Origin of the sequence: Acidovorax sp., from assembly GCF_046339755.1 — a bacterium.
Classification (GTDB): domain Bacteria; phylum Pseudomonadota; class Gammaproteobacteria; order Burkholderiales; family Burkholderiaceae_C; genus Acidovorax.
This window is the reverse complement of sequence record NZ_JBKDTZ010000235.1, coordinates 34617-54932: the sequence shown is the minus strand read 5'-3', so window position 1 is coordinate 54932 and position 20316 is coordinate 34617. Positions and strand designations below refer to the sequence as shown.

General features: G+C 69.3%; 20 protein-coding genes. 14 read left to right on the top strand and 6 right to left on the bottom strand.

Annotated elements, in window-relative coordinates; all coding sequences use genetic code 11:
* Positions 1 to 109: 109 nt before the first annotated feature.
* A complete protein-coding gene (locus ACK59X_RS20060) occupies positions 110 to 694 on the top strand; it encodes a YqiA/YcfP family alpha/beta fold hydrolase (RefSeq protein ID WP_409960109.1) in 585 nt (194 codons plus the stop codon).
* Here ACK59X_RS20060 and ACK59X_RS20055 read toward each other — a convergent pair.
* A complete protein-coding gene (locus ACK59X_RS20055) occupies positions 677 to 2263 on the bottom strand; it encodes a PglL family O-oligosaccharyltransferase (RefSeq protein WP_409960107.1) in 1587 nt (528 codons plus the stop codon). The two genes, ACK59X_RS20060 and ACK59X_RS20055, sit on opposite strands and share 18 nt — an antisense overlap.
* Positions 2264 to 2302: 39 nt before the next feature.
* On the opposite strand from ACK59X_RS20055, the gene ACK59X_RS20050 reads away from it, so the two are divergent.
* From ACK59X_RS20050 to mtgA, 5 genes are read left to right on the top strand one after another with little or no spacing between them, the layout of a single operon-like run.
* A complete protein-coding gene (locus tag ACK59X_RS20050; protein WP_409960105.1) occupies positions 2303 to 2971 on the top strand; it encodes a pilin in 669 nt (222 codons plus the stop codon).
* Positions 2972 to 3002: 31 nt separating this feature from the next.
* A complete protein-coding gene (locus ACK59X_RS20045; RefSeq protein ID WP_409960103.1) occupies positions 3003 to 5075 on the top strand; it encodes a ribonuclease catalytic domain-containing protein in 2073 nt (690 codons plus the stop codon).
* Positions 5072 to 5932 carry an energy transducer TonB gene (locus ACK59X_RS20040; protein WP_409960101.1) on the top strand — a complete coding sequence of 287 codons (861 nt, stop codon included), beginning with the start codon at positions 5072 to 5074 and terminating at the stop codon, positions 5930 to 5932. Before ACK59X_RS20045 ends, ACK59X_RS20040 begins: the two co-directional genes overlap by 4 nt.
* Before the next feature lie 49 nt (positions 5933 to 5981).
* Positions 5982 to 6836, top strand: coding sequence for a shikimate dehydrogenase (gene aroE / locus ACK59X_RS20035; protein ID WP_409960099.1), 855 nt, complete (start codon positions 5982 to 5984; stop codon positions 6834 to 6836).
* A gap of 25 nt (positions 6837 to 6861) precedes the next feature.
* A complete protein-coding gene (gene mtgA / locus ACK59X_RS20030; RefSeq protein WP_409960097.1) occupies positions 6862 to 7596 on the top strand; it encodes a monofunctional biosynthetic peptidoglycan transglycosylase in 735 nt (244 codons plus the stop codon).
* Positions 7597 to 7599: 3 nt separating this feature from the next.
* On the opposite strand, the gene ACK59X_RS20025 is transcribed toward mtgA, so the two are convergent.
* Complete coding sequence (locus ACK59X_RS20025) at positions 7600 to 9009, bottom strand: cytochrome P450 (RefSeq protein WP_409960095.1); 1410 nt, start codon at positions 9007 to 9009, stop codon at positions 7600 to 7602.
* A 76-nt stretch (positions 9010 to 9085) separates the two neighbouring features.
* On the opposite strand from ACK59X_RS20025, the gene ACK59X_RS20020 reads away from it, so the two are divergent.
* Positions 9086 to 9997, top strand: a complete 912-nt coding sequence (locus ACK59X_RS20020; RefSeq protein WP_409960093.1) for an AraC family transcriptional regulator — start codon at positions 9086 to 9088, stop codon at positions 9995 to 9997.
* On the opposite strand, the gene ACK59X_RS20015 is transcribed toward ACK59X_RS20020, so the two are convergent.
* From ACK59X_RS20015 to ACK59X_RS20005, 3 genes are all read right to left on the bottom strand, one after another.
* On the bottom strand, positions 9979 to 11124 hold the full coding sequence (locus tag ACK59X_RS20015; protein WP_409960126.1) for an AAA family ATPase: 1146 nt from the start codon (positions 11122 to 11124) through the stop codon (positions 9979 to 9981). The genes ACK59X_RS20020 and ACK59X_RS20015 overlap by 19 nt on opposite strands.
* Before the next feature lie 44 nt (positions 11125 to 11168).
* Complete coding sequence (locus ACK59X_RS20010) at positions 11169 to 12029, bottom strand: RNA ligase family protein (protein WP_409960091.1); 861 nt, start codon at positions 12027 to 12029, stop codon at positions 11169 to 11171.
* A 356-nt stretch (positions 12030 to 12385) separates the two neighbouring features.
* Positions 12386 to 13387: a LacI family DNA-binding transcriptional regulator gene (locus tag ACK59X_RS20005; protein ID WP_409960089.1), complete on the bottom strand. Its 1002-nt coding sequence runs from the start codon at positions 13385 to 13387 to the stop codon at positions 12386 to 12388.
* Between the two features lie 94 nt (positions 13388 to 13481).
* Here ACK59X_RS20005 and ACK59X_RS20000 point away from each other — a divergent pair, with 94 nt between their 5' ends.
* The 3 genes from ACK59X_RS20000 to ruvC are packed head-to-tail and all read left to right on the top strand — an operon-like array spanning position 13482 to position 15770.
* Positions 13482 to 14231: a lysophospholipid acyltransferase family protein gene (locus ACK59X_RS20000; RefSeq protein WP_409960087.1), complete on the top strand. Its 750-nt coding sequence runs from the start codon at positions 13482 to 13484 to the stop codon at positions 14229 to 14231.
* A gap of 1 nt (position 14232) precedes the next feature.
* A complete protein-coding gene (locus tag ACK59X_RS19995) occupies positions 14233 to 15225 on the top strand; it encodes a phosphatidate cytidylyltransferase (RefSeq protein ID WP_409960085.1) in 993 nt (330 codons plus the stop codon).
* The gene (gene ruvC / locus ACK59X_RS19990; protein WP_409960083.1) at positions 15222 to 15770 is read left to right on the top strand and encodes a crossover junction endodeoxyribonuclease RuvC; all 549 of its coding nucleotides are present in this window, start codon (positions 15222 to 15224) and stop codon (positions 15768 to 15770) included. The genes ACK59X_RS19995 and ruvC overlap by 4 nt, the downstream gene beginning before the upstream one ends.
* Here ruvC and ACK59X_RS19985 read toward each other — a convergent pair.
* Complete coding sequence (locus tag ACK59X_RS19985) at positions 15764 to 16279, bottom strand: CZB domain-containing protein (protein WP_409960081.1); 516 nt, start codon at positions 16277 to 16279, stop codon at positions 15764 to 15766. The genes ruvC and ACK59X_RS19985 overlap by 7 nt on opposite strands.
* Positions 16280 to 16480: 201 nt before the next feature.
* Here ACK59X_RS19985 and ACK59X_RS19980 point away from each other — a divergent pair, with 201 nt between their 5' ends.
* From ACK59X_RS19980 to ACK59X_RS19965, 4 genes are all read left to right on the top strand, one after another.
* A complete protein-coding gene (locus ACK59X_RS19980) occupies positions 16481 to 17509 on the top strand; it encodes an LLM class flavin-dependent oxidoreductase (RefSeq protein WP_409960079.1) in 1029 nt (342 codons plus the stop codon).
* Between the two features lie 133 nt (positions 17510 to 17642).
* Positions 17643 to 18875: a type II secretion system inner membrane protein GspF gene (gspF, locus tag ACK59X_RS19975; protein ID WP_409960077.1), complete on the top strand. Its 1233-nt coding sequence runs from the start codon at positions 17643 to 17645 to the stop codon at positions 18873 to 18875.
* Positions 18876 to 18886: 11 nt separating this feature from the next.
* A complete protein-coding gene (locus ACK59X_RS19970) occupies positions 18887 to 19804 on the top strand; it encodes a 5'-nucleotidase (protein ID WP_409960075.1) in 918 nt (305 codons plus the stop codon).
* 128 nt (positions 19805 to 19932) lie between these two features.
* Positions 19933 to 20292: an EF-hand domain-containing protein gene (locus tag ACK59X_RS19965; RefSeq protein ID WP_409960073.1), complete on the top strand. Its 360-nt coding sequence runs from the start codon at positions 19933 to 19935 to the stop codon at positions 20290 to 20292.
* Positions 20293 to 20316: the final 24 nt, after the last annotated feature.

The following is a 20316-nucleotide window of genomic DNA, read 5'->3' as shown; positions in this document are numbered from 1 at the left end:
GGCAGGCGTGGTGCCGCATGCTGCGGCATACACTTTGCAACATCTTATGCCTGTACAAGGCCTGTCAAGGCAGTGATTCCCCTGCCCCCATGCCTGTTGCGCCTTTTCCATGAACCGCACCACCCACCTTCTGTACCTGCACGGTTTCCGCTCCTCCCCCCAGTCGGCCAAGGCGCGGCAGACGGCTGCCCATGTGGCGGCGCAGCACCCCGGCGTGCATTTCTGGTGCCCGCAGTTGCCGCCTTCGCCCCGCCACGCCATGGCCCTGGTGGCAGGGACAGTGGCGCACTGGCCCCGGGCATCGAGCGCGGTGATCGGTTCCTCGCTGGGCGGCTTCTATGCCAGCTGGGTGGCGCAGCAGCTCTCCTGCCCCAGCGTGATGCTCAACCCCGCGGTGGATCCCGCACGCGACCTGGCGCGCTACATCGGCGAGCAGACCAGTTGGCACGAGCCGGCCGAGCGCTTTTTCTTTCTGCCCGAGTACATCGGCGAACTGCAGGCGCTGGACGTGCGCGGCCAGCCCCCGGCGGGGCCCGAGCTGGCCATCATCGCCAAGGGCGACGAGGTGCTGGACTGGCGCGAAATGGTGGCACGCTACCCGGCCGCCCAGCAGGAGGTGCTGGAAGGCGGCGACCATGCGCTGACCGGCTTCGAGGCGCACCTGCCCCGGGTGGCCTCATTCCTGCGTCTTTGATGATGCCGGTGCCCGCGGGGCCGGCGGCGCCTTCTTGTTCAGCCAGCGCGCATGGTCCTTGGGGTAGGCGATGCGGTAGCGCAGCAGGTGGTAGGCGGCTTCATCGTCCCGGCCGAGCATGACCGCGCTGTCGATGCGCCGCTCGATCACACGGGGTTCGGGCGAGTAGTGCAGCAGTTGGCCGGACAGATCGAACACCTGCTGCGCCGTGGCCGGGGTGAGTGCGATGGAGGGCAGGAGGGCGAAGTCCACCTGGTCCTCGAATAGCAGGGAAGGCGCCGTCGTGGCCGGCGCCATGTCACGGTAGGCCGGATCGCGCTTGTCGGGCACCTTGTAGAGCTGGCTGATGCGGTGGTAGTCGTGTGCCACCCAGGCCAGGAACACGGTGCCCGCCACCAGCGCGACACCTGTGGCCGCCAGCAGCATCGCGGAGGGCGGGCGTGGCATCCTGCGGCGCGGCCACAGCAGCGCCACCGCCCCCAGGGCCGCCAGCTGGAACGGCCCGTACCAGAGCGGAAATTCCAGCATGCTGTGCGCGCCGATCAGCGCCAGCACGCCCCAGGCCAACTGGCGCACGGGGTCGGTCTCGCGCCAGGGGCGCGCCTGCAGCGTGAACCACAGCGCCGCACCACACAGCAGCACGGCGGCCGGCAGGCCCAGCTCCACGGCCAGGTGCAGGGGCAGGTTGTGGGCGTTGTCCAGCAGCACGCAGAAGCGCTCACCGGGGAACAAGGTGCTGTAGTGCGCGTAATCGAGTTCGTTCCAGCCCCAGCCGGTCCAGGGTTTCTGCGCGATCAGGGTGAGCACGTTGGACCAGAGCACGCGGCGGCTGGTGCATTGGTGGGAGTCGCCGGAGAAGCGGTTGAACAGCCCCTCGGCCTGCACGCCGCTGAATCCGTGCAGTGCCAGCGGCAGCAGCCAGGCCGCCGCGATGTAGAGCACCACCCCGCCCAGCGCCACCCCAAGCGCCATGCGCCCCAGGGAGCGGCGCCACCACAGCAGCAGCACCACGATGACCAGCCACTGGACGGCACCCGTGCGCGAAGACGTGGCGGCGCTGGCCAGGGCCAGCACGGTCAGGGCCATGCCGAAGGCCAGGCCCGCCAGGCTCTCGGGCACGCGCGGGTGCCGAGCGCCGCCGGCCCCACGGGCCTGCCATTGCGCCACCGACCAGGCCAGCGCCCAGGCCCCCAGCGCCACCAGCGTGGCCTGCTGGTTGCGCTGGCGCAGGTTGCCCACCGCCTGGCCGGGGGTGGAGGCATGGATCCAGGGCGCCAGGCCCACATCGCCGCCGAAATACTGCACCAGGCAGACCACGCTCCCCACGACCGCAGCCAGCAGCAGGCCCAGCGCCAGCCAGGTCGCCGCCGTGGTGCCGCCATCGCACAGCTCCGGGTGGCGGCGCGAGCGCAGCGCGCGCAGCCATGCCAGCGCCGCCAGCAGCGTGATGCACGACCACGAGGTCAGCAGCGGCCAGACATTGGTGGACGGGGGGCTGGTGACGGAGAACAGGAAGGGCAGGGCCACTGCCAGCAAAGTCAGCGGTGCGGCAATGGCAGCGATCGGCATCGGGGAGGCGGGCGGGGGCGGATTGCGCGATGAAGAAGAATGAAACCGCGAATCATAGAGCCCCGCACCGTGGCGCGCCGGCCACGCGCGGGGCGCCGCCCCGGGGGCCGGGGCGCCAGCCCTTATATTCAGCCCCATCGATGCCTCCTGCAGCACCCGCCCTCACCGGCGTGCACCACCGACATGATCCACCCGCAGCGCACAGCCCTTTTGCCCCGCCTTCGCGCACAGGGCTTCACGATGATCGAGATGATGATGGTCCTGGTGGTCATCGCCGTGCTGGCCTTGATCGCCCTGCCCTCCTACCAGGACCGGGTGCTGCGCACCCAGGTCAAGGAGGGCCAGGCCATGGTGGAGTTCGTCAAGCAGGCCGTGGCCGTGCACTACGCGCTCAAGAAGACCCTGCCCGCCGACAATGCCGCCGCCGGCCTGCCGCCCGAGGACCGCATCGTCAGCACCAACGTGGCCAAGGTCACCGTGACCGGCGGGGCGGTGAACATCGTCTACGGCAACAAGGCCAACAAGGCCATCGCGGGCAAAGTCCTGACCCTGCGGCCGGCCATCGTGCCGGATTTCCCCCAGGTGCCCATTGCCTGGGTCTGCGGCAAGGCCAAGGTACCAGACAGGATGATCGCCCAGGGAACGGATGCCACCAGCATCCCGGTGATGGCCACCCCCCTGGACTGCATGGGCCCGGTGAAATCCTGAAGGGCTGGCGCCCCATGGGAGAATGCCGCCCATGCATGCATTGTTTGAAGAAGCCGGCAAGTTCATGGCCGGCCGTATCCTGTCGGAAGCCGAGAGTTCGGCCCAGATCGAGCTCGATTCGGGCAAGCGGGTCAAGGTCAAGGCCGCCAACGTCCTCCTGAAGTTCGAAAAACCCGCCCCGGCCGAGCTGGTGGCCCAGGCTCAGACCGTGGCCCAGACCATCGAGCTGGACCTGGCCTGGGAATTCGCGCCCGAGGAGGATTTCGGCTTTGCCGACCTGGCGCGCGACTATTTCTCGGAGAACGCCACGCTGGTCCAGCAGGCCGGCGCGCTGTTCCGCCTGTACGAAGCGCCACACTACTTCCGCCGCGCGGGCAAGGGCCGCTTCAAGAAGGCCCCGGCCGAGATCCTGCAGCAGGCGCTGGCCGCCATCGAAAAGAAAAAGGCCGTGCTGGCCCAGATCGACGAGTGGGCCGCGGCCCTGGCCCGGGGCGAGTGCCCCCAGCCCATCCGCGACCAACTCTACAAGATACTGTTCAAGCCCGACAAGAACGCGCCCGAGTACAAGGCCGTGGTCGACGCCAGCCGCGCCACGCACACCGCCCCGCTGGACCTGTTGCAGAAAGCCGGCGCCATCGACTCGGCCTACCAGTTCCACTGGAAGCGTTTCCTGTTCGAGAACTTCCCCAAGGGCACGGGCTTTCCCAACCTGGCCGCGCCCCAGCCGCCGGACGACCTGCCCCTGGCCAACGTGCAGGCCTATTCCATCGACGATTCGCAGACCACGGAAATCGACGATGCGCTGTCGGTCCAGGGCCTGGGCACCGGCACGGTGGTGCTGGGCATCCACATCGCCGCGCCCGGCCTGGCCGTGCAGCCGGGCAGCGCCATCGACCAGGTGGGCCGCGCGCGCCTGTCCACGGTCTACATGCCGGGCTACAAGATCACCATGCTGCCCGACGAGGTGGTGCAGATCTACACGCTGGACGAAGGCCGCGCCAACCCGGCGGTGTCGCTGTACGTGACGATCAATGAAGGCACTCTGGAGATCCTGTCCACCGAAACCCGCCTGGAGCGCGTGCCGGTGGCAGCCAACCTGCGCCACGATCAGCTCGACCACATCGTGACCGAGGCCTGGCTGACCGATCCCACCGTGCAGGTGGATGGCACGCCCGCGGAACTGGCCGTGCGGCGCGGCGAGCTGTCCTTTTTGTTCCGCCTGGCGCAAAGCCTCAAGGCACAGCGCGAGATCGTGCGCGGCAAGCCCGAGAACTTCAACCGGCCGGACTACAACTTCCGCCTGGTGGGCAACGACCGGGGCGAACCCAATGGCTCGGAGCAGGTGCAGATCACCACGCGCCGCCGCGGCGCGCCGCTGGACCTGATCGTGGCCGAAGCCGCCATCGTGGCCAACAGCACCTGGGGCGCCTGGATGGCCGAGCTGGGCGTGCCCGGCATCTACCGCAGCCAGGCCAGCATGGCCCCGGGCGTGAAGGTGCGCATGGGCACCAAGGCGCTGCCGCATGCCGGCATCGGGGTCAAATGCTATTCGTGGGCGACCTCGCCGCTGCGCCGCTACACCGACCTGGTGAACCAGTGGCAGATCATCGCCTGCGCGCGCCATGGCAAGACCGCAGCCCTGGCCGCACCGTTCAAGCCCAAGGATGCGGACCTGTTCTCCATCATCAGCAGCTTCGATGGGGCCTACAGCGCCTACAACGGCTACCAGGCCGGCATGGAGCGCTTCTGGACGCTGAAGTACGTGCAGCAGCACGGGCTGACCGAGCTGACCGCCACCGTCTTCAAGGAAGGCCCGGGCGGCAGCTTCCTGGTGCGGGCAGACGACCTTCCGCTGGTGTTCCCGGTGCTCGGCGCCCAGAACCTGCCGCGCGGCGCGCGCCTGCGCGTCAAGCTCGGCGAGATCGATGAGATCACGCTGGACATCCATGGCACGGTGCTGGAACGCCTGGACAGCGACGAAGCCGAGGCCGGTGCCGACGAGGCGGCGGAGGAGGATGAAGACACCGTGGCCGGCCCGATTGCCATCGCGGTGGACGTGAATGAAGCCGACGCACCCGCCAGCGCTGATAATCTGACGCCGTGAAACTGCCTGCCTTCCTCCGCACCTTCAGCACGCTGCAGCTTGCGCTCGGCATCTCGATTGCCGTGCATGCGGCGCTCATCACCGTGCGCTTCATCGACCCGGAGGGCTTCAACCGCGTGTTCCAGGACACGCCGCTGGAAGTCATCCTGGTCAATGCCAAGTCCAACGAGCGGCCCGAGAAGGCACAGGCCATCGCCCAGTCCAACCTGGCGGGCGGCGGCGATGCGGAGAAGGGCCGGGCGACGAGCCCCCTGCCCTACTCGGCGCTGACCGCCATGGGCGACGATTTCGAGGAAGCCCAGCGCAGGATGGATGCGATGCAGGAGCAGCAAACACAGTTGCTCACGCAGCTGCGCAAGCAGCTGGCCACCATGCCCCCGCCCGACCCGCGCAAACCCAGCCAAAGTGCCGAACAGTCGGCGCAGGACGAGAAGCGCCGCCAGTTGGTCAAGCTGCTGGCCGAGATCGAAAAGCGCATCAACGAAGAGAACTCGCGCCCCAAAAAGCGCTACATCAGCCCCGCCACGCGCGAAGAGGCCTATGCGATCTACTACGATGCGCTGCGCCGCAAGGTCGAGGACAAGGGCACCGAGAACTTCCCCGAGCAGGCCGGCCGCAAGCTCTATGGCGAGCTGACCATGATCGTCACCGTCAACCACGACGGCCGCGTGCTCGAGACCGAGGTCGTGCAGGGGTCGGGCAACGCCACGCTGGACCGCCGCGCCGAGGCCATTGCCCGGGCCGCCGGACCGTTTGGCGCCTTCAGTCAGGAAATGCGCGCCAAGGCCGACCAGATCGCCATGGTGGCGCGCTTTCGCTTCACCCGCGACCAGACCCTGGAAACCACCGTCCGCTAGCGCGGCCCCTCCCCCGGCCCTGCCGACCTTGCGGAATTGCTGTTTTGAGATGAGCCAAGCCACCGACCTGTATTGCGTGATGGGCAACCCGGTGGCGCACAGCCGCTCGCCCGCCATCCATGCGCGCTTTGCCGAGCTGACCGGCGAGGTGCTGGCCTACGAGCGGCGCCTGGTGGCGCTGGATGGGTTTGCAGAGGGCGTGCGCGATTTCGCGGCCCAGGGCGGGCGCGGCTGCAATGTCACCGTGCCGTTCAAGACCGAGGCCCCCGCGCTCGCCACACACTGCAGCGAGCGCGTGCAACTGGCCGGCGCAGCCAATACCCTGGCCTTCCGCGCGGACGGCAGCATCCACTGCGACAACACCGATGGCCTAGGCCTGGTGGCCGACATCACGCGCAATGCGGGCGTGGCCCTGCAGGGAGCCAGCGTGCTGCTGGTCGGTGCCGGCGGTGCCGCGGCCGGCGTGCTGGGCCCGCTGCTGCAGGCGGGAGCCCGCCACGTCACCATCGCCAACCGCACCGAGGCCAAGGCCCAGGCGCTGGTGCAGTCGCACCGGCCCCTGGCCACGCAACGGGGCGCGCAGCTGGCAGCGAGCACCCTGGCCGGTGTGGAGGGCGCGTTCGACGTGGTCGTCAACGCGACAGCCAGCAGCCTGGCCGGCGATGCCGTGCCCGTGGCGGCCAGCGTGCTGCGCTCGGGCGGCCTGGCCTACGACATGATGTACGGCCCCGCGGCCCAGGGCTTCCTCGACTGGGCGGCCGCCCATGGCGCCGTGCCGCGCGACGGCCTGGGCATGCTGGTGGAGCAGGCGGCCGAGGCCTTCGCCTTCTGGCGCGGTGTGCGCCCCCCCTCGGCCCAGGTGCTGGCCGAACTGCAGGCGCAGCTGGCGCTGCAGACCCACTGATCGCCGCAAGGAAGAACCCCAGACCATGAAAGCCGTGCTGCGCTGGCTGGGCCTGCTGGTGTTCGCCTTCCTGGCGCTGCAGCTGTTCTTCGTGCTGCGTATCGCGGCCATGGTAGTGGTCAACCCCGAGTCGACGAGCTTCCAGCGTTCCGAAGCCTGGGTGCAGGTGGCCGCCAGCGGCAAGGTGCGCTGGCGCCAGGAATGGATGCCCTATGGCGAGATCTCGGAGCACTTGAAGCGCGCCGTGATCGCCTCGGAGGACGATGGCTTTGCCAACCACGACGGCGTGGACTGGGCCGCCATCGAGAAGGCCTGGGAGCGCAACGCCAAGGCCGAGGCCCAGGCCGCCAAGACCCAGGCCCGCGTCCCCGACCGCCCGCAGCGCGCCCCCAAGATCCGCGGCGGCTCCACCATCACCCAGCAGCTGGCCAAGAACCTCCTGCTCTCGGGCGAGCGCACGCTCTTGCGCAAGGGCCAGGAGTTCGTGCTCACGCTGCTGCTGGAGCAACTGCTGAGCAAGGAGCGCATCCTGGAGATCTACCTCAACAGCGTGGAATGGGGCGAGGGCGTGTTCGGCGCCGAGGCCGCGGCGCAGCACTACTTCCGCAAGAACGCGAGCCGCCTGAGCCCCAGCGAGGCGGCCCGCCTGGCCGTGATGCTGCCGGCCCCCAAGCGCTTCGAGAAGGCACCGGGGTCCGCCTACCTGGCCGGGCGCACGCGCACCATCCTGGCGCGCATGGGCAGCGCGGAGCTGCCGTGAGCTTCAGGCGCGCTGGCTGAGCAGCAACTGCACCGGTTGCCCCGGCCGCAGGGTGACATGCAGCTGGGGCCGCAGCGGCGCGGCCCCCTCGGGCACCTGCAAGGTGTAGCGCTGCAGCAGCATGGCGGCCAGCAATTGCATCTCCAGCATCGCGAAGTGCTGGCCGATGCAGACGCGCGGGCCCAGGCCGAAAGGCATGAACGCGCCACGGGGGATTTCCGGTGCACCGTCCATAAAGCGCTCGGGCCGAAAGCGCTCGGGCTCGGCAAACCAGCGCGCGTCGCGGTGCAGCACCCAGGGGGTGATACGCAGCAGCGCGCCCCGCGGTACGGCCACGCCGCCCAGGGTGATGGGCGCCGTGGTGCGCCGGCTCATCACCGCGGCCACGGGCGGGTACAGGCGCATGGCCTCCTTCAGGGTGGCCGTGAGCCAGGGCAGTTGCGCCATGTCCTGCGGGCCCGGCACGCGGCCCCGCAGGGCGGCATCGACCTCGGCCTGGGCGCGCTGTGCGGCTTCGGGGTGCTCGGCCATGAGCCGGCTCCACCACAAGAGGGCCGTGGCGCTGGTCTCGTGCCCGGCCTGGAAGCTGACCATGCACTGGTCGAACACCTCCTGCGGCGACAGGGCCTCGCCCGTGGCCTCGTCACGCAGGTCCAGCAGCATCTGCAGCAGATCGGTGCGCGGCGCCGGCTCCCTTGCTTGCGCATGCCGCTGGTCGATGTGGCGCTGCACCAGCCCGCGCAGCAGGCGCAGCGCACGGCGCTTGGCGGCCTTGCCGGGCAAGGGCAGCCAGTCGGGCAGGGAGAAGGGCAGGAACATGTCCGAGAACGCCATGGCCGACAGGATCTGCGTGGCCCAGGCGGCATCGCGCGCATCGTCCTGTGCCGACTCCCCGAACAGGGTGCGCAGGATCACGTCCATGGCCACGCCGCTCCACAACCCGTCCATCGCCACCAGGGCCTCGGCCTGGCCGGGTGGCACGGCCGCGTCCAGTGCAGCCTGAGCCGCATCGGTCATCAGCTGCGCATAACCCGCGACTCTTTTGGGTGCGAAGGCCGGCATCAGCATGCGGCGCTGGCGCTGCCAGGTGGCGTGTTCGGTGACCAGCACGCTCTGGCCGAAGACCTGCTCGAACACCTCGATGCCACGCTCCCAGCGCACCAGGTGCTCGGCATGGGTGACCAGGGCTTCGCGCACCAGCTCGGGCGACAGCAGGTCCCAGGCATCCTCGTAGCCCAGCCGCATGCGCGTGAGGTCGCCATGCTCGCGCTGCAGCCGCGTGACGAAGCCCAGGTAGTCGGCGCGCATCGCGCGCAGCAGCGGCAGGCCCCACCAGCGGGACGCAGGACCCGACGGATGCGGCAGGGTGGGGGCTGCGGCAGGGGTCAGTTCAGGGGACAAACTCGTGTTCATGCCGTGCATGGTGCGGTGGGCAGGCACCGGCGTATTGAACGATTGCGACATGGCCGCTGGCCTACACTCGCGCCCCATGGCCTTTCTCGCCGCCTCGCCCACCCGGCAACCCGAGGGACTGATCCCCTCGGGCCAGCTGTGGCTGCCGCATGCCAGCCTGTCGGCCTGCCTGCGCGCCACCATCGTGCGCAGCACCGTGGGGCATGCGCTGAGCGACGCACAGCGCATCAACCGCTTTCCCGCCGCGCCGCTGTGCAGCCTGAGCTGGTGGTTCACGGGCCGCAGCGAGCGCCTGGTGCCCGAGAGGCCCGACACCATGCCGGGCCTGGACAGCCCGCGCGAGCCCTTCTCGGGGCGCTGGGTGCTGGCGGGCCCGCAGACCCGGCCCTCGACCAGTTGGTGCCCCGAGCCCACGCACGCCATGATGGTGATGTTCATGCCCGATGCACTGCACCTGCTCACCGGCCTGGCGCCTGGGGACCTGGCCGACCGCACGGTGGACGCCGCCACGCTGCTGCCGCGCGACTGGCTGGCCATGTGCGAGGCGGTGCAGCAGCAGGCCGACGATGCGGCCCGCATGGAGTGCCTGGAGCAGTTTTTGCTGCCGCGCTGGCAGGCCTGCCGGCCTGGTGCGGCCACGTTGTCGCAGCGCTATGGCGACTGGGCGGCCCATCTGGCCCAGCGCGCCGCGCTTTCGGCCCCGGGCCGCAGCCTGCGCCAGCTGGAGCGGCGCATCAAGCGCTGGGCCGGGCTGCCGCTGCGCGAGCTGCGCGGCTTTGGCAAGGCCGAGCAGGCCTTCTTCGACACCATTGCTGCGGACGCAGCCCAAGCGCCCGTGCGCTGGGCCGAGGTGGCCGCGGGCGCGGGCTTTTCGGACCAGTCCCACCTGAGCCGCGTCACGCGCCGCATCACGGGCTACGCACCGCAGGCCCTGTACGAGGGCATCCGCAGCGACGAGGCCTTCTGGGCCTACCGGATCTGGGTGTAAGCCACCCAGTGTGCCTCGGTCGGCAGTGGCACCTCCCAGCGCAGCAGCATCTCCAGCAGGCGCTTGTTCGGCAGCGAGGAGTCGCGCCGCTGGTTGCGCGCCAGCAGGGCTGCGCGCGGCTGCTCCAGGTAAACGATCTCCACCTCGGCGTGGTAGGCCAGGCACAGATCCAGCGTCTTGGACCGCATCTGGTCCGACAGGTGCGTTGCGTTCCACACAAAGGGCGCGTGCGTGCGCAGCAAGGCCTTGGCCTGGTCCACCGCGTGGTGGGCCACCAGGCCTTCGTTCTTGCCGTGGCGCAGGCCCAACTGCGCGCGCGCATCGTCGAACGACACCACGGGCAGCCGCGGGTGGTGGGTGGCGACCCAGGTGTCCTTGCCCGATGCGGGCAGGCCGCACATCACCAGCACGTGCGAGCCCGGCTCCTGGTACAGCGCATAGTCCGGGTGCACATTGGCGCCGCGGAAGTAGCTGAGCGCCGTGTGCGCGTCGGCAAAGGCGCGCGGCTGGCCATAGCAGCCCTCCTCGCGCGCCAGTTCGCGGAACAGCTCGATGGCATCGAGCGTGCGCTGCGGGTCCGGGCAGATGCGCCCGCGCATGTCCGCCTCGGCCAGCATCGCCAGCAGGTGCAGGTCCACCTGCCAGGACAGATGGCGCACAGTGAACTCGGGAGACACCCCCTTGCGCGAAGTCTCCAGCGCGAAGAAGGGCACCTGGTGCACGGCGATGAGCCGGCAGATGGCCTCGCGCTCGGCCAGCGGTGCACCCGCATCCCACAGCGCGATGCGCGCGTCGATGGCGCCCTTGCGCGAGTGCCCGGGCTGCGAGATGCGGCCCGTGGCCTCGTCCACCACGGTGGTGCTGCACTTGGCCACGTCGTGCAGCAGCGCGGCGAGGAACACGACCTCCTGGTCGGCCCGCGCCAGCGCCGCATAGTCCGCACTGTCCAGCAGGCAGCGCAGCACCATGGCCGTGTGGGTCCACACGTCCCCCTCCGCATGGAACACCGGGTCCTGCGGCGTGGTGGCAGCCAGCCGCAGCTGCGGGAAGGCCTCCAGGCAGGCGGCCAGATCGGGCGTGCCACCTGCGGCAGGGACCAGGCCCTGCACGTCTTTCCATTGGAACATGGTCATGAAATTCTCCTTGGACGGGCCATGGCCCGCCATCGTGTTCAGAGCCGGCCACCGCCCGCGATGGGCCAGCGCTTGTCGACCTCAGGGCCGAACAGATCCACGCCCGCGCGCAGGCGGTTGGGAACCACCGGGCGCTCGCTGTGGTGCGACTGCGAATCCAGAATGGTCTGGATGAAGTCCGGCCGCACGAGCTTGAAGCGCCCCACGGTGCGGCCGCCCTCCTCCACCTTGATGTACAGGCCCTCGGCCAGCTCGGACCGGTCGGTCTGCTGCCAGCACAGGGCCCGGTCGAGGCCCTGGCGCGCCACCTCGTCCTCGAACGCGGCACGCCACTGCCCCGTGCGGGCCAGCGACGGGCCCACCAGGGCCTGCAGCGCCTGCATGCGTGGCGGCGCGAGCCCGGCGTAGAGCACCGGCACGGACACCACGGGCACCCCGGCCAGCAGGGCGTGCCGGGCGGGTGTGTCGAGAAAGGCCTCTGCCTGGCGGTCCCAGATGTCGAACTCGCAGAACAGGTGCGGCAGCGCGTCGTAGTAGACCGAGTGCTTGGCGTGCATGAACTCGCCGTACATCACGTAGCGGTCTTCGAGCACGTCGAGCAGCCGGCCCTCGTGCGCACGGGCCCATTGCTTGAACGGGTTGAACTGGCGCTCGCGCCCGCCCAGGCGGTCCACGTCGAGGTAGTGCCCGCGCGACTGCAGCAGCAACTGGCCCGCGGCGTCGAAGCTCAGGCCGGCATTCGCGGCATCGAGCTTCTCCTCCACCACGAGGGTCTTGCCCAGCAGTTCGGCATACGGCACGGGGTCGCCCTTGTCGCCGGGCTGGTAGCGGGAGCCCTGCAGGTGGGGCGTACGGGGGTATTTCGCGAGTTCGCGGTTGTGCAAAGAGGGTTGCGTCATGGAAGTCTCCGGCAGGCAGGGAACCAGGCAGCAAAAGGCCTGGGACAGGGGCCGAAGACGACGCAGGCGGTCAGCAGGGGACCGGGAATGGCGGGATCAAGGCAGGAGGCTCACGGCGCGACCGCGGTAGCGCGGCAGGGGAACACTCTGGCTTGTCCACAGGCCCACACGAGCGGCATAACCCGGGGCTTGAGGCCGCGGGCTTCGTGTGGCGTGTCGTTCAGCAGGAACGGGGGGTGCGGGGCATGTGGGTCTCGCGAGGTGAAGGTTTTTGAAAGAGGGCGAATGCTACGGGTGAGCGCCGGTGCTTTCAAGCACGGCGTGCGGCGCTGGTGTTTTATTGCCACAGACTGTGCTCAGGCACTGGCGCGCGAGACGATCTCGAAGCCGATGTCCAGGATCGGCTGCTCGACCGTGCGGCCCTCTGCGCGGTCGTCAATGAACTGCGCCGCCGTGCGGCCGATGCGGGTGCCGTCGATGCGCACCGTGGTCAGCGCCGGCTGCAGGCTGGCCGCGAATTCCAGGTCGCCCAGGCCCACGACGGCCAGTTGCCCGGGCACCGACAGGCCGCGCGCCTGCGCCTCGATGAGCACCCCCAGGGCCAGCATGTCGGAGCTGCAGAAGACGGCATCGGTCCCGGGGTGGTTGGCCATCGCCTCCACCAGACCGCTGCGCCCCGAACCCAGGGTGGTGGGCGCCGGCACCAGCACGGCAGGCACCTCGTCCGCCAGGCCCAAATCCCGCGCCGCGCGCCGGAACCCGCCCATGCGCAGGCGCGCCCGGTCATCGTTGGCGCCCAGCAGCAAGGGCCGCCGGTAGCCGCGCTGGTGCAGGAACTGGCAGACGGATTCACCAATGCGCTCGTGGGAGAAGCCCACCAGCATGTCGATGGGGGTGGGCGTCAGATCCCAGGTCTCGACCACCGGGATGCCCGCAGCCCGCAACTGGCGCCGGCCTTCCACCGAATGCATGATGCCGGTGAGCACGATGCCATCGGGCCGGCGCCGGATGATGGCGTCGAGCAGCGCGTCCTCGCGCGAAGCGTCGTAGCCGCTCTGGCCAATCATCAGCTGGTAGCCGCGCTCGTCCAGCGCCTGGTTCAGCGAACGCACCATCTCCTGGAACACCGGGCCCGTCAGCGTCGGCAGCACCGCGGCCACCAGCCGGGCGCGCGAGGAGCGCAGGCCCCCCGCCATGCCGTTGGGCACGAAGCCCGTCTGGCTGACCACCTCGCGCACCTTGTGCAGCGTGCCCGGAGCTACGCGCTCGGGGTGGTTCAATGCGCGCGACACCGTCATGGCGGACACGCCGGCCAGGCGGGCCACATCGTGGACGGTGAAGGCTGGGGACTTTTTCATGGGGCAGGGCGGACCCGGATGATACTGTCGGGCACCGCACCGCCTGCGGCGCCGGCCTGGCACGGGCGCCACGATTCGCCAGTAACATCGCGCCATGCTTGCCAAGTTGATGAGTCTCCTCCGGCTGGGAATCGTGCGGTTTCGGACCGGCTCCCAGGACCGCTGGTATGGCTGCCCGCCCAAGGCGGAGCAGCGCATCTATTTCGCCAACCACCAGAGCCATGCCGACATGGTGCTGATCTGGGCGGCCCTGCCCGAGGAATTGCGCAGCATCACCCGCCCGATCGCCGCCAAGGACTACTGGACCAAGACGCCGTTTCGCCAGTGGATCACCACCGCCGTGTTCAATGCGGTGTACGTGGACCGCCAGGCCACGCCGGCACGGCCCGCCCCTGCGGAGCCGCTGGCCGCCGCCATGCAGCCCGAGGCGGAAACCGCCTCTGCCGGTGGGCCGGACCCCTCCCCCGAGATGCCGCCCAAAAAACCCACGCCCGAGGAACTGCGCGCGGCGCTGCCCGAGGGCGACCCGCTGGCGCCGCTGGTGAAGGCCTTGCAGAGTGGTGACTCCATCGTGATCTTTCCCGAAGGCACGCGCGGCCATGGCGAGGAGCCCCAGGCCTTCAAGTCGGGGCTGTACAAGCTGGCGCAGATGTTCCCGCAGGTGGTGCTGGTGCCGGCCTGGATCAACAACGTGCAGCGCGTGATGCCCAAGGGCGAAGTGGTGCCCGTGCCCATCCTCTGCTCGGTGACCTTCGGCGCACCGATCGAATTGGCGCCGGACGAGGAGCGCCGCCCCTTCCTCGACCGCGCACGCCGCGCCGTCATTGCGCTCCGGGAGGTGTGACGTGAACAACTTCCTGCGCAGCCTCACGGCCACCCAGCAGATCGGTGCCCTGTTCCTCGTGGTTTTCGGCATCCTGTCGATCACCACCATCTGGGCCTATGTGCGCATGCTGCGCGAGCAGCAGGCCGACGACCCGATGGCCGAGGCCGACGCGCTGGAGGCCAAACGCTTCTGGGGCCTGCTCAAGACCTCCTGGGCCATGGCCACCGTGTTCTGGGTCGGCTGGGCGCTGGGTGACACCGTGGCCACGGTGCTGTTCGCCATCGTGGGCTTTTTCGCGCTGCGCGAGTTCATCACGCTCTCGCCCACGCGCCGGGGCGACCACCGCAGCCTGGTGCTGGCCTTCTTCGTGGTGCTGCCGCTGCAGTTCTGGATCGTGGGCAGCCGGCACTTCGACCTGTTCACGGTGTTCATCCCGGTCTATGTGTTCCTGGCGCTGCCCGTGGTGAGCGCGCTGGCCAATGACCCGCAGCGCTTCCTGGAACGCAATGCCAAGCTGCAGTGGGGCATCATGGTCTGCGTGTACGGCATGAGCCATGTGCCGGCATTGCTGCTGCTCGACTTTCCGGGCTACAAGGACAAGGGCGCCTTCCTGGTGTTCTTCCTGGTGTTCGTGGTGCAGACCTGCATGGTGGTGCAGCACCTGCTGGGCCGGCGCTTTCCACACAAGCCCGTGGCGCCCCAGGTGAGCCAGAGCTTCCAGTGGGTGAGCTGGCTGGCCGGCGTGGCCGTGGGGGGCCTGGTGGGCGGCCTCTTGACCTTCATCACCCCGTTCAAGCCTGGCCAGGCGCTGGGCATGGCCCTGTTGGCCTGCGTGGCCGGCAGCCTGGGCCACCTGGTGATGAAGGCGCTCAAGCGCGACCGCGGCATCACCAGCTGGGGCATGCAGGGCATGTCGGTCACCGGCGCCGGCGGCCTGCTCGACCGGGTGGACGCCCTGTGCTTTGCGGCGCCGGTGTTCTTCCATTCGGTGCGCTGGTACTTCGGGCTATGAGGATCCTGGGCATCGACCCCGGCCTGCAGACCACGGGCTTCGGCGTGGTGGATGTGGACGGCCACCAATTGAGCTACGTGGCCAGCGGCACCATCCGCACGACCACGCTGGCCCTGGGCGACCTGCCGGGGCGGCTGAAGATGCTGTTCGACGGCATCACCGAGGTGGTGGCGCGCTATGAGCCCGACACCTCGTCGGTCGAGATCGTCTTCGTCAACGTCAACCCGCAGTCCACCCTGCTGCTGGGCCAGGCGCGCGGCGCCTGCATCACGGCCCTGGTGGCCAGCGACCTGCCCGTGGCCGAGTACACCGCGCTGCAGATGAAGAAAGCCGTGGTCGGCCATGGCCGCGCCGCCAAGAGCCAGGTGCAGGAGATGGTGCGCCGCCTGCTTTCCCTGCCCGGCCTGCCGGGAACCGACGCCGCCGACGGCCTGGGCATGGCCATCACCCATGCGCATGCGGGCGCCGCCATGGCCCGTCTGGGCGAAGCCAGTACGCTGCAAAGGCGCCAACACGCCATGTACAAGGGCGGCAGAAGTTACTGAGGAGCATCGGGGGCTGCAGGTCCGGCGCTGCCCAGCCCGCGCTTGAGTTCCTTGAGCAAGAGCAGCACCTGATTGGACGCGTGGCGGCAGCTGCTGTTGAGCAATTGCACCGCCTGCGGCTTTTGCCCCGCATGGAACAAGGTGACCACAGCGGCAGCCTGCTGGTGGAAGTACTTGTGCCGTGCCACCAGCATGCCGAAGGCCGGGTAGTGCCCCAGGCGCACGCGGCCCGTGCCGTAGAGCCAGCGGCCCAGGTCGCAGCGGTCGTCCTGGCAGATGCGTTCGGGCCGCATCACCTCGTTGCTCACGCCATTGACCATGTCCTGCAACTGCAGGCGCCAGCGCTCATGGCTGGCGATGGCCGCATCGATGTCGATCTCGGTCATGAGCATGGTGGCGTACTCGGCGTCCAGCACCAGTTCGCTGCCGTTGTCTTCCATGGCCCAGGTCGTGTCGGGGCTGCTCGGGTCTTGCTCCCGCATCTTGAACAGTCGGCTGAAAAAACCCATGTGCGACCCCGTGTTGGTATGCGGGCGGGCCCCCGCGCACGGGATGCCGCCACCCATTTGAAACATTTTGTGTAGCGTTTTGGATTTTGGCTACCAAAAAATGCCATACCCCTGCCGGCGTGTGCACTGCGCCCCTGCTGCCAGCCTCGGCTCTTGGTCGCCATGCAAGCGCTGCCGGCCGGGCCGGACCACAATGCGCACATGACTGAACCTGTTTCCCCCCGCACCGCCCTTTCCATGCTGGACCTGGTGGCCGTCCGCGATGGCGGCACCGTGGCCGAGGCCCTGCAGATCGCCCTGCGCACCGCCCAGCATGCCGAAAAGCTCGGTTTTGCCCGCTACTGGCTGGCCGAGCACCACAACATGGCCGGCATCGCCAGCTCGGCCACGGCCGTGCTGGTGGGGCACATCGCGGGCGGCACCTCGCGCATCCGCGTGGGCTCGGGCGGGGTGATGCTGCCCAACCATGCGCCGCTGGTGGTGGCCGAGGCCTTCGGCACGCTGGCCGAGCTCTACCCCGGCCGCATCGACCTGGGGCTGGGCCGCGCGCCCGGCACCGACCCTGCCACCATGCGCGCGCTGCGCCGCAGCCGCGTGGAGACGGCCGACGACTTTCCGCAGGATGTGGCCGAGCTGCAGCGCCTGCTGGCCGCACCGGAGCCGGGCCAGCGCCTGGTGGCCACGCCCGGTGCCGGCACCAATGTGCCCATCTGGCTGCTGGGTTCGAGCCTGTTCTCGGCCCAGTTGGCAGCCGAGCGCGGCCTGCCCTATGCCTTTGCCTCGCATTTCGCGCCGCGCCTGCTGCACCAGGCCATCGACCTGTACCGCAACCTGTACCGCCCCTCGGCCGCCTGGCCCAAGCCCTACCTGGCCATCGGCGTGCCGTTGATCGCGGCGCCTACCGACGAGGAGGCCGAGTTCCTGGCCAGCAGCACCTACCAGCGCGTGCTGGGCATCCTCACCGGCGACCGGCGCCTGCTGCTGCCACCCGTGGAGAATTTTGCGGCGCGCCTGCAGCCGCAGGAGCGCGCGGCCATCGGCGACTTCCTGGCAGCGGCCGTGATCGGCGGGCCCGAGACCGTGCAGGCTGGTCTAGCCGACCTGGTGCGCGAGACCGGTGCCAACGAGCTGATGCTGGTGAGCGATGTCTACGACCCCGCATTGCGGCTGCGTTCGCTGGAGATCGCGGCGCAGGCCCATGCGGCCCTGGGCAGCCCCGTGGCGGCCTGAGAAATCGGCTGGGGTAGCCGGCTTGTCACCTGCGGGGGTGGTGCGTCACGGTATCGGGTGCCGGTTGCCGCTACCATCGGGCTGATGACAGTGCATTTGTGCACTTCGCAACCGCCCACCCACCACCTGCTGCATGCCCGCTTTTTCCTTTGAAGCCCTGGACGCCCAGGGCCAGACCCGCAAAGGCCTGATGGAGGCCGACACCGCCAAGTCCGCCCGCACCCAGTTGCGTGCGCAGGCCCTGGTGCCGATTGCAGTGGAGCAGGTGCAGACCGGGCAGTCCCGCGACGGCTCCGGCCAGGGCTGGAACCGCAGCCTGTTCACCCGCCCGGTGTTCAACGCCACCGGCCTGGCCATCTGGACGCGGCAGATCGCCGGTCTGGTGAGTTCGGGCCTGCCGCTGGAGCGCGCCCTGAGCGCGCTTTCGGACGAGGCCGACGACGACCGCCAGCGCCACCTGGTGGCCGCGCTGCGCGCCGAGGTGAATGCCGGCGCCACCTTCGCCCGTGCGCTGGGCCAGCACCCGCGCGAGTTCTCCGACATCTACTGCGCGGTGATCGGTGCCGGCGAGCACAGCGGCAACCTGGGCCTGGTGCTCGAACGCCTGGCCGATGACCTCGAAGACCGCCAGGCGCTCAAGGCCAAGCTGGTGGGCGCCGCGCTCTACCCGGCCATCGTGACCCTGGTGGCGATCGCCCTCGTGATGTTCCTGCTGGGCTATGTGGTGCCCCAGGTGGCCAGCGTGTTCGCGGGTTCCAAGCGCGCCCTGCCTTTCATCACCACGGTGATGCTGGGCATCAGCGCCCTGGTGCGCAACTATGGGCTGGCGATCTTCGGTGTGCTGGTCCTCGGCGCACTGGGCCTGCGCTGGTCGCTGAAGTCCGAGAGCGTGCGTGAACGCTTCGATGCCGCCTGGCTCAACCTGCCCCTGGTAGGCAAGCTCGCACGCGGCTACAACGCGGCGCGCTTTGCCAGCACGCTGGCCATGCTGGCCAGTGCCGGCGTGCCCATCCTGCGCGCCCTGCAGGCCGCCGCCGAAACCCTGAACAACCGCGCCCTGCGTGCCGATGCGCTCGATGCCCTGGTGCTGGTGCGCGAGGGCGCGCCCCTGGCCTCGGCCCTGGCGCAGAAGAAGCGCTTTCCGGGCCTGCTGTCGATGTTCGCGCGCCTGGGCGAGCAGACAGGCCAGTTGCCGGTGATGCTGCAGCGCGCCGCCACGCAGCTGTCGGTCGAGGTGCAGCGCCGCGCCATGCAGCTGGCCACCATCCTGGAGCCCCTGCTGATCGTGGCCATGGGGCTGGTGGTGATGGCCATCGTGCTTGCCGTGATGCTGCCCATCATCCAGCTCAACCAGTTCGTCAAGTAGGTAGACACGCCATGGCCGTCACCCTGGACGACAAGCTGGTGGTCGCGATCTCCTCGCGGGCGCTGTTCAATTTCGAGGAAGAAAACCGCGTCTTCGACGACACGGACGACCGCGCCTACGTGGAGATGCAGCGCCAGCGCCTGGACGTGCCGGCCGCGCCGGGCGTGGCCTTTTCGCTGGTGCGCAAGCTGCTGGCCTTCAACACCACCGAGCACCAGCGGGTGGAGGTGGTGCTGCTCTCGCGCAACGACCCGGTGAGCGGCATGCGTGTGTTCCGCTCTTGCCTCGCCCACGGCCTGCCCATGGTGCAGCGCGGCGTGTTCACCCAGGGCCGCGACCCGTTCCGCTACCTGCGCCCGCTGGGGGCGCACCTGTTCCTGTCGGCCAACGAGGCCGACGTACGCCAGGCCCTGCACCTGGGCTACCCGGCGGCGCGGGTGCTGACCGAATCCGTGCGCGCGGGCGACACCAACCCGCACGAGGTGCGCATTGCCTTCGACGGCGATGCCGTGCTGTTCTCGGACGAGGCCGAACGCGTCTACCAGGCCGAAGGGCTGGCCGCCTTCCAGCGGCACGAGACCGACAAGGCGGCGCAGCCCCTGCCCGATGGCCCGTTCAAACCCCTGCTGGCCGCCCTGCACCGGCTGCAGCACGCGGGCGGCACGGGCATGCGCATCCGTACCGCGCTGGTCACGGCGCGCAGCGCGCCCGCGCACGAACGCGCCATCCGCACGCTGATGGACTGGGACATCGCCGTGGACGAGGCCATGTTCCTCGGCGGGCTGCCCAAGGGTGAGTTCCTGCGCGAGTTCGAGCCCGACTTCTTCTTCGACGACCAGACCGGACACGTCACCTCGGCATCGCTGCATGTTCCGGCCGGGCATGTGAACAGCGGGGTGTCCAACCCGGTCACGCTGCTGGCGGATTGAAGGGCAACCCGCGCGCAAGTTTGTGCAATGGTTTGCAACTTGTGGTGAAAGACGGCCTCTGACCGATTGCAAAGGGCACCGGCGGGCTGCATCTGTGGGACCATGGCCCATCACAAGGATTTGAGCGCATGAAGAAGACGATTTTTCTGGCATGGGGCGCCGCGGCCCTGATGGCGTGCAGCCTGGCGTCCGCACAGGCGCCGGTCGCTCCGCCGCCCGCCGATACCGAAGGCCTGTCCAAGGGTGAGGCCAAGGCCATCCGCGAATTCAAGATGCTGGACTTCAACGGTGACGGCAAGCTCAGCCGGACCGAAGTGAAACTGTTCCCGCGCCTGGCCAATGCCTTCGACGAGGCCGATACCGACCGCGATGGCTTTGTCTCGTACGAAGAGGTGCGCGTTTTTGCGGCCAAGTACCGCGCCGAACGGGATCGCGCCAAACAACAGCAGGCGCCTGCCGCTCCCGCTCCTGCAGCCAGCGCTCCCTGACCTCAATTGCTATCGCTTCGATAG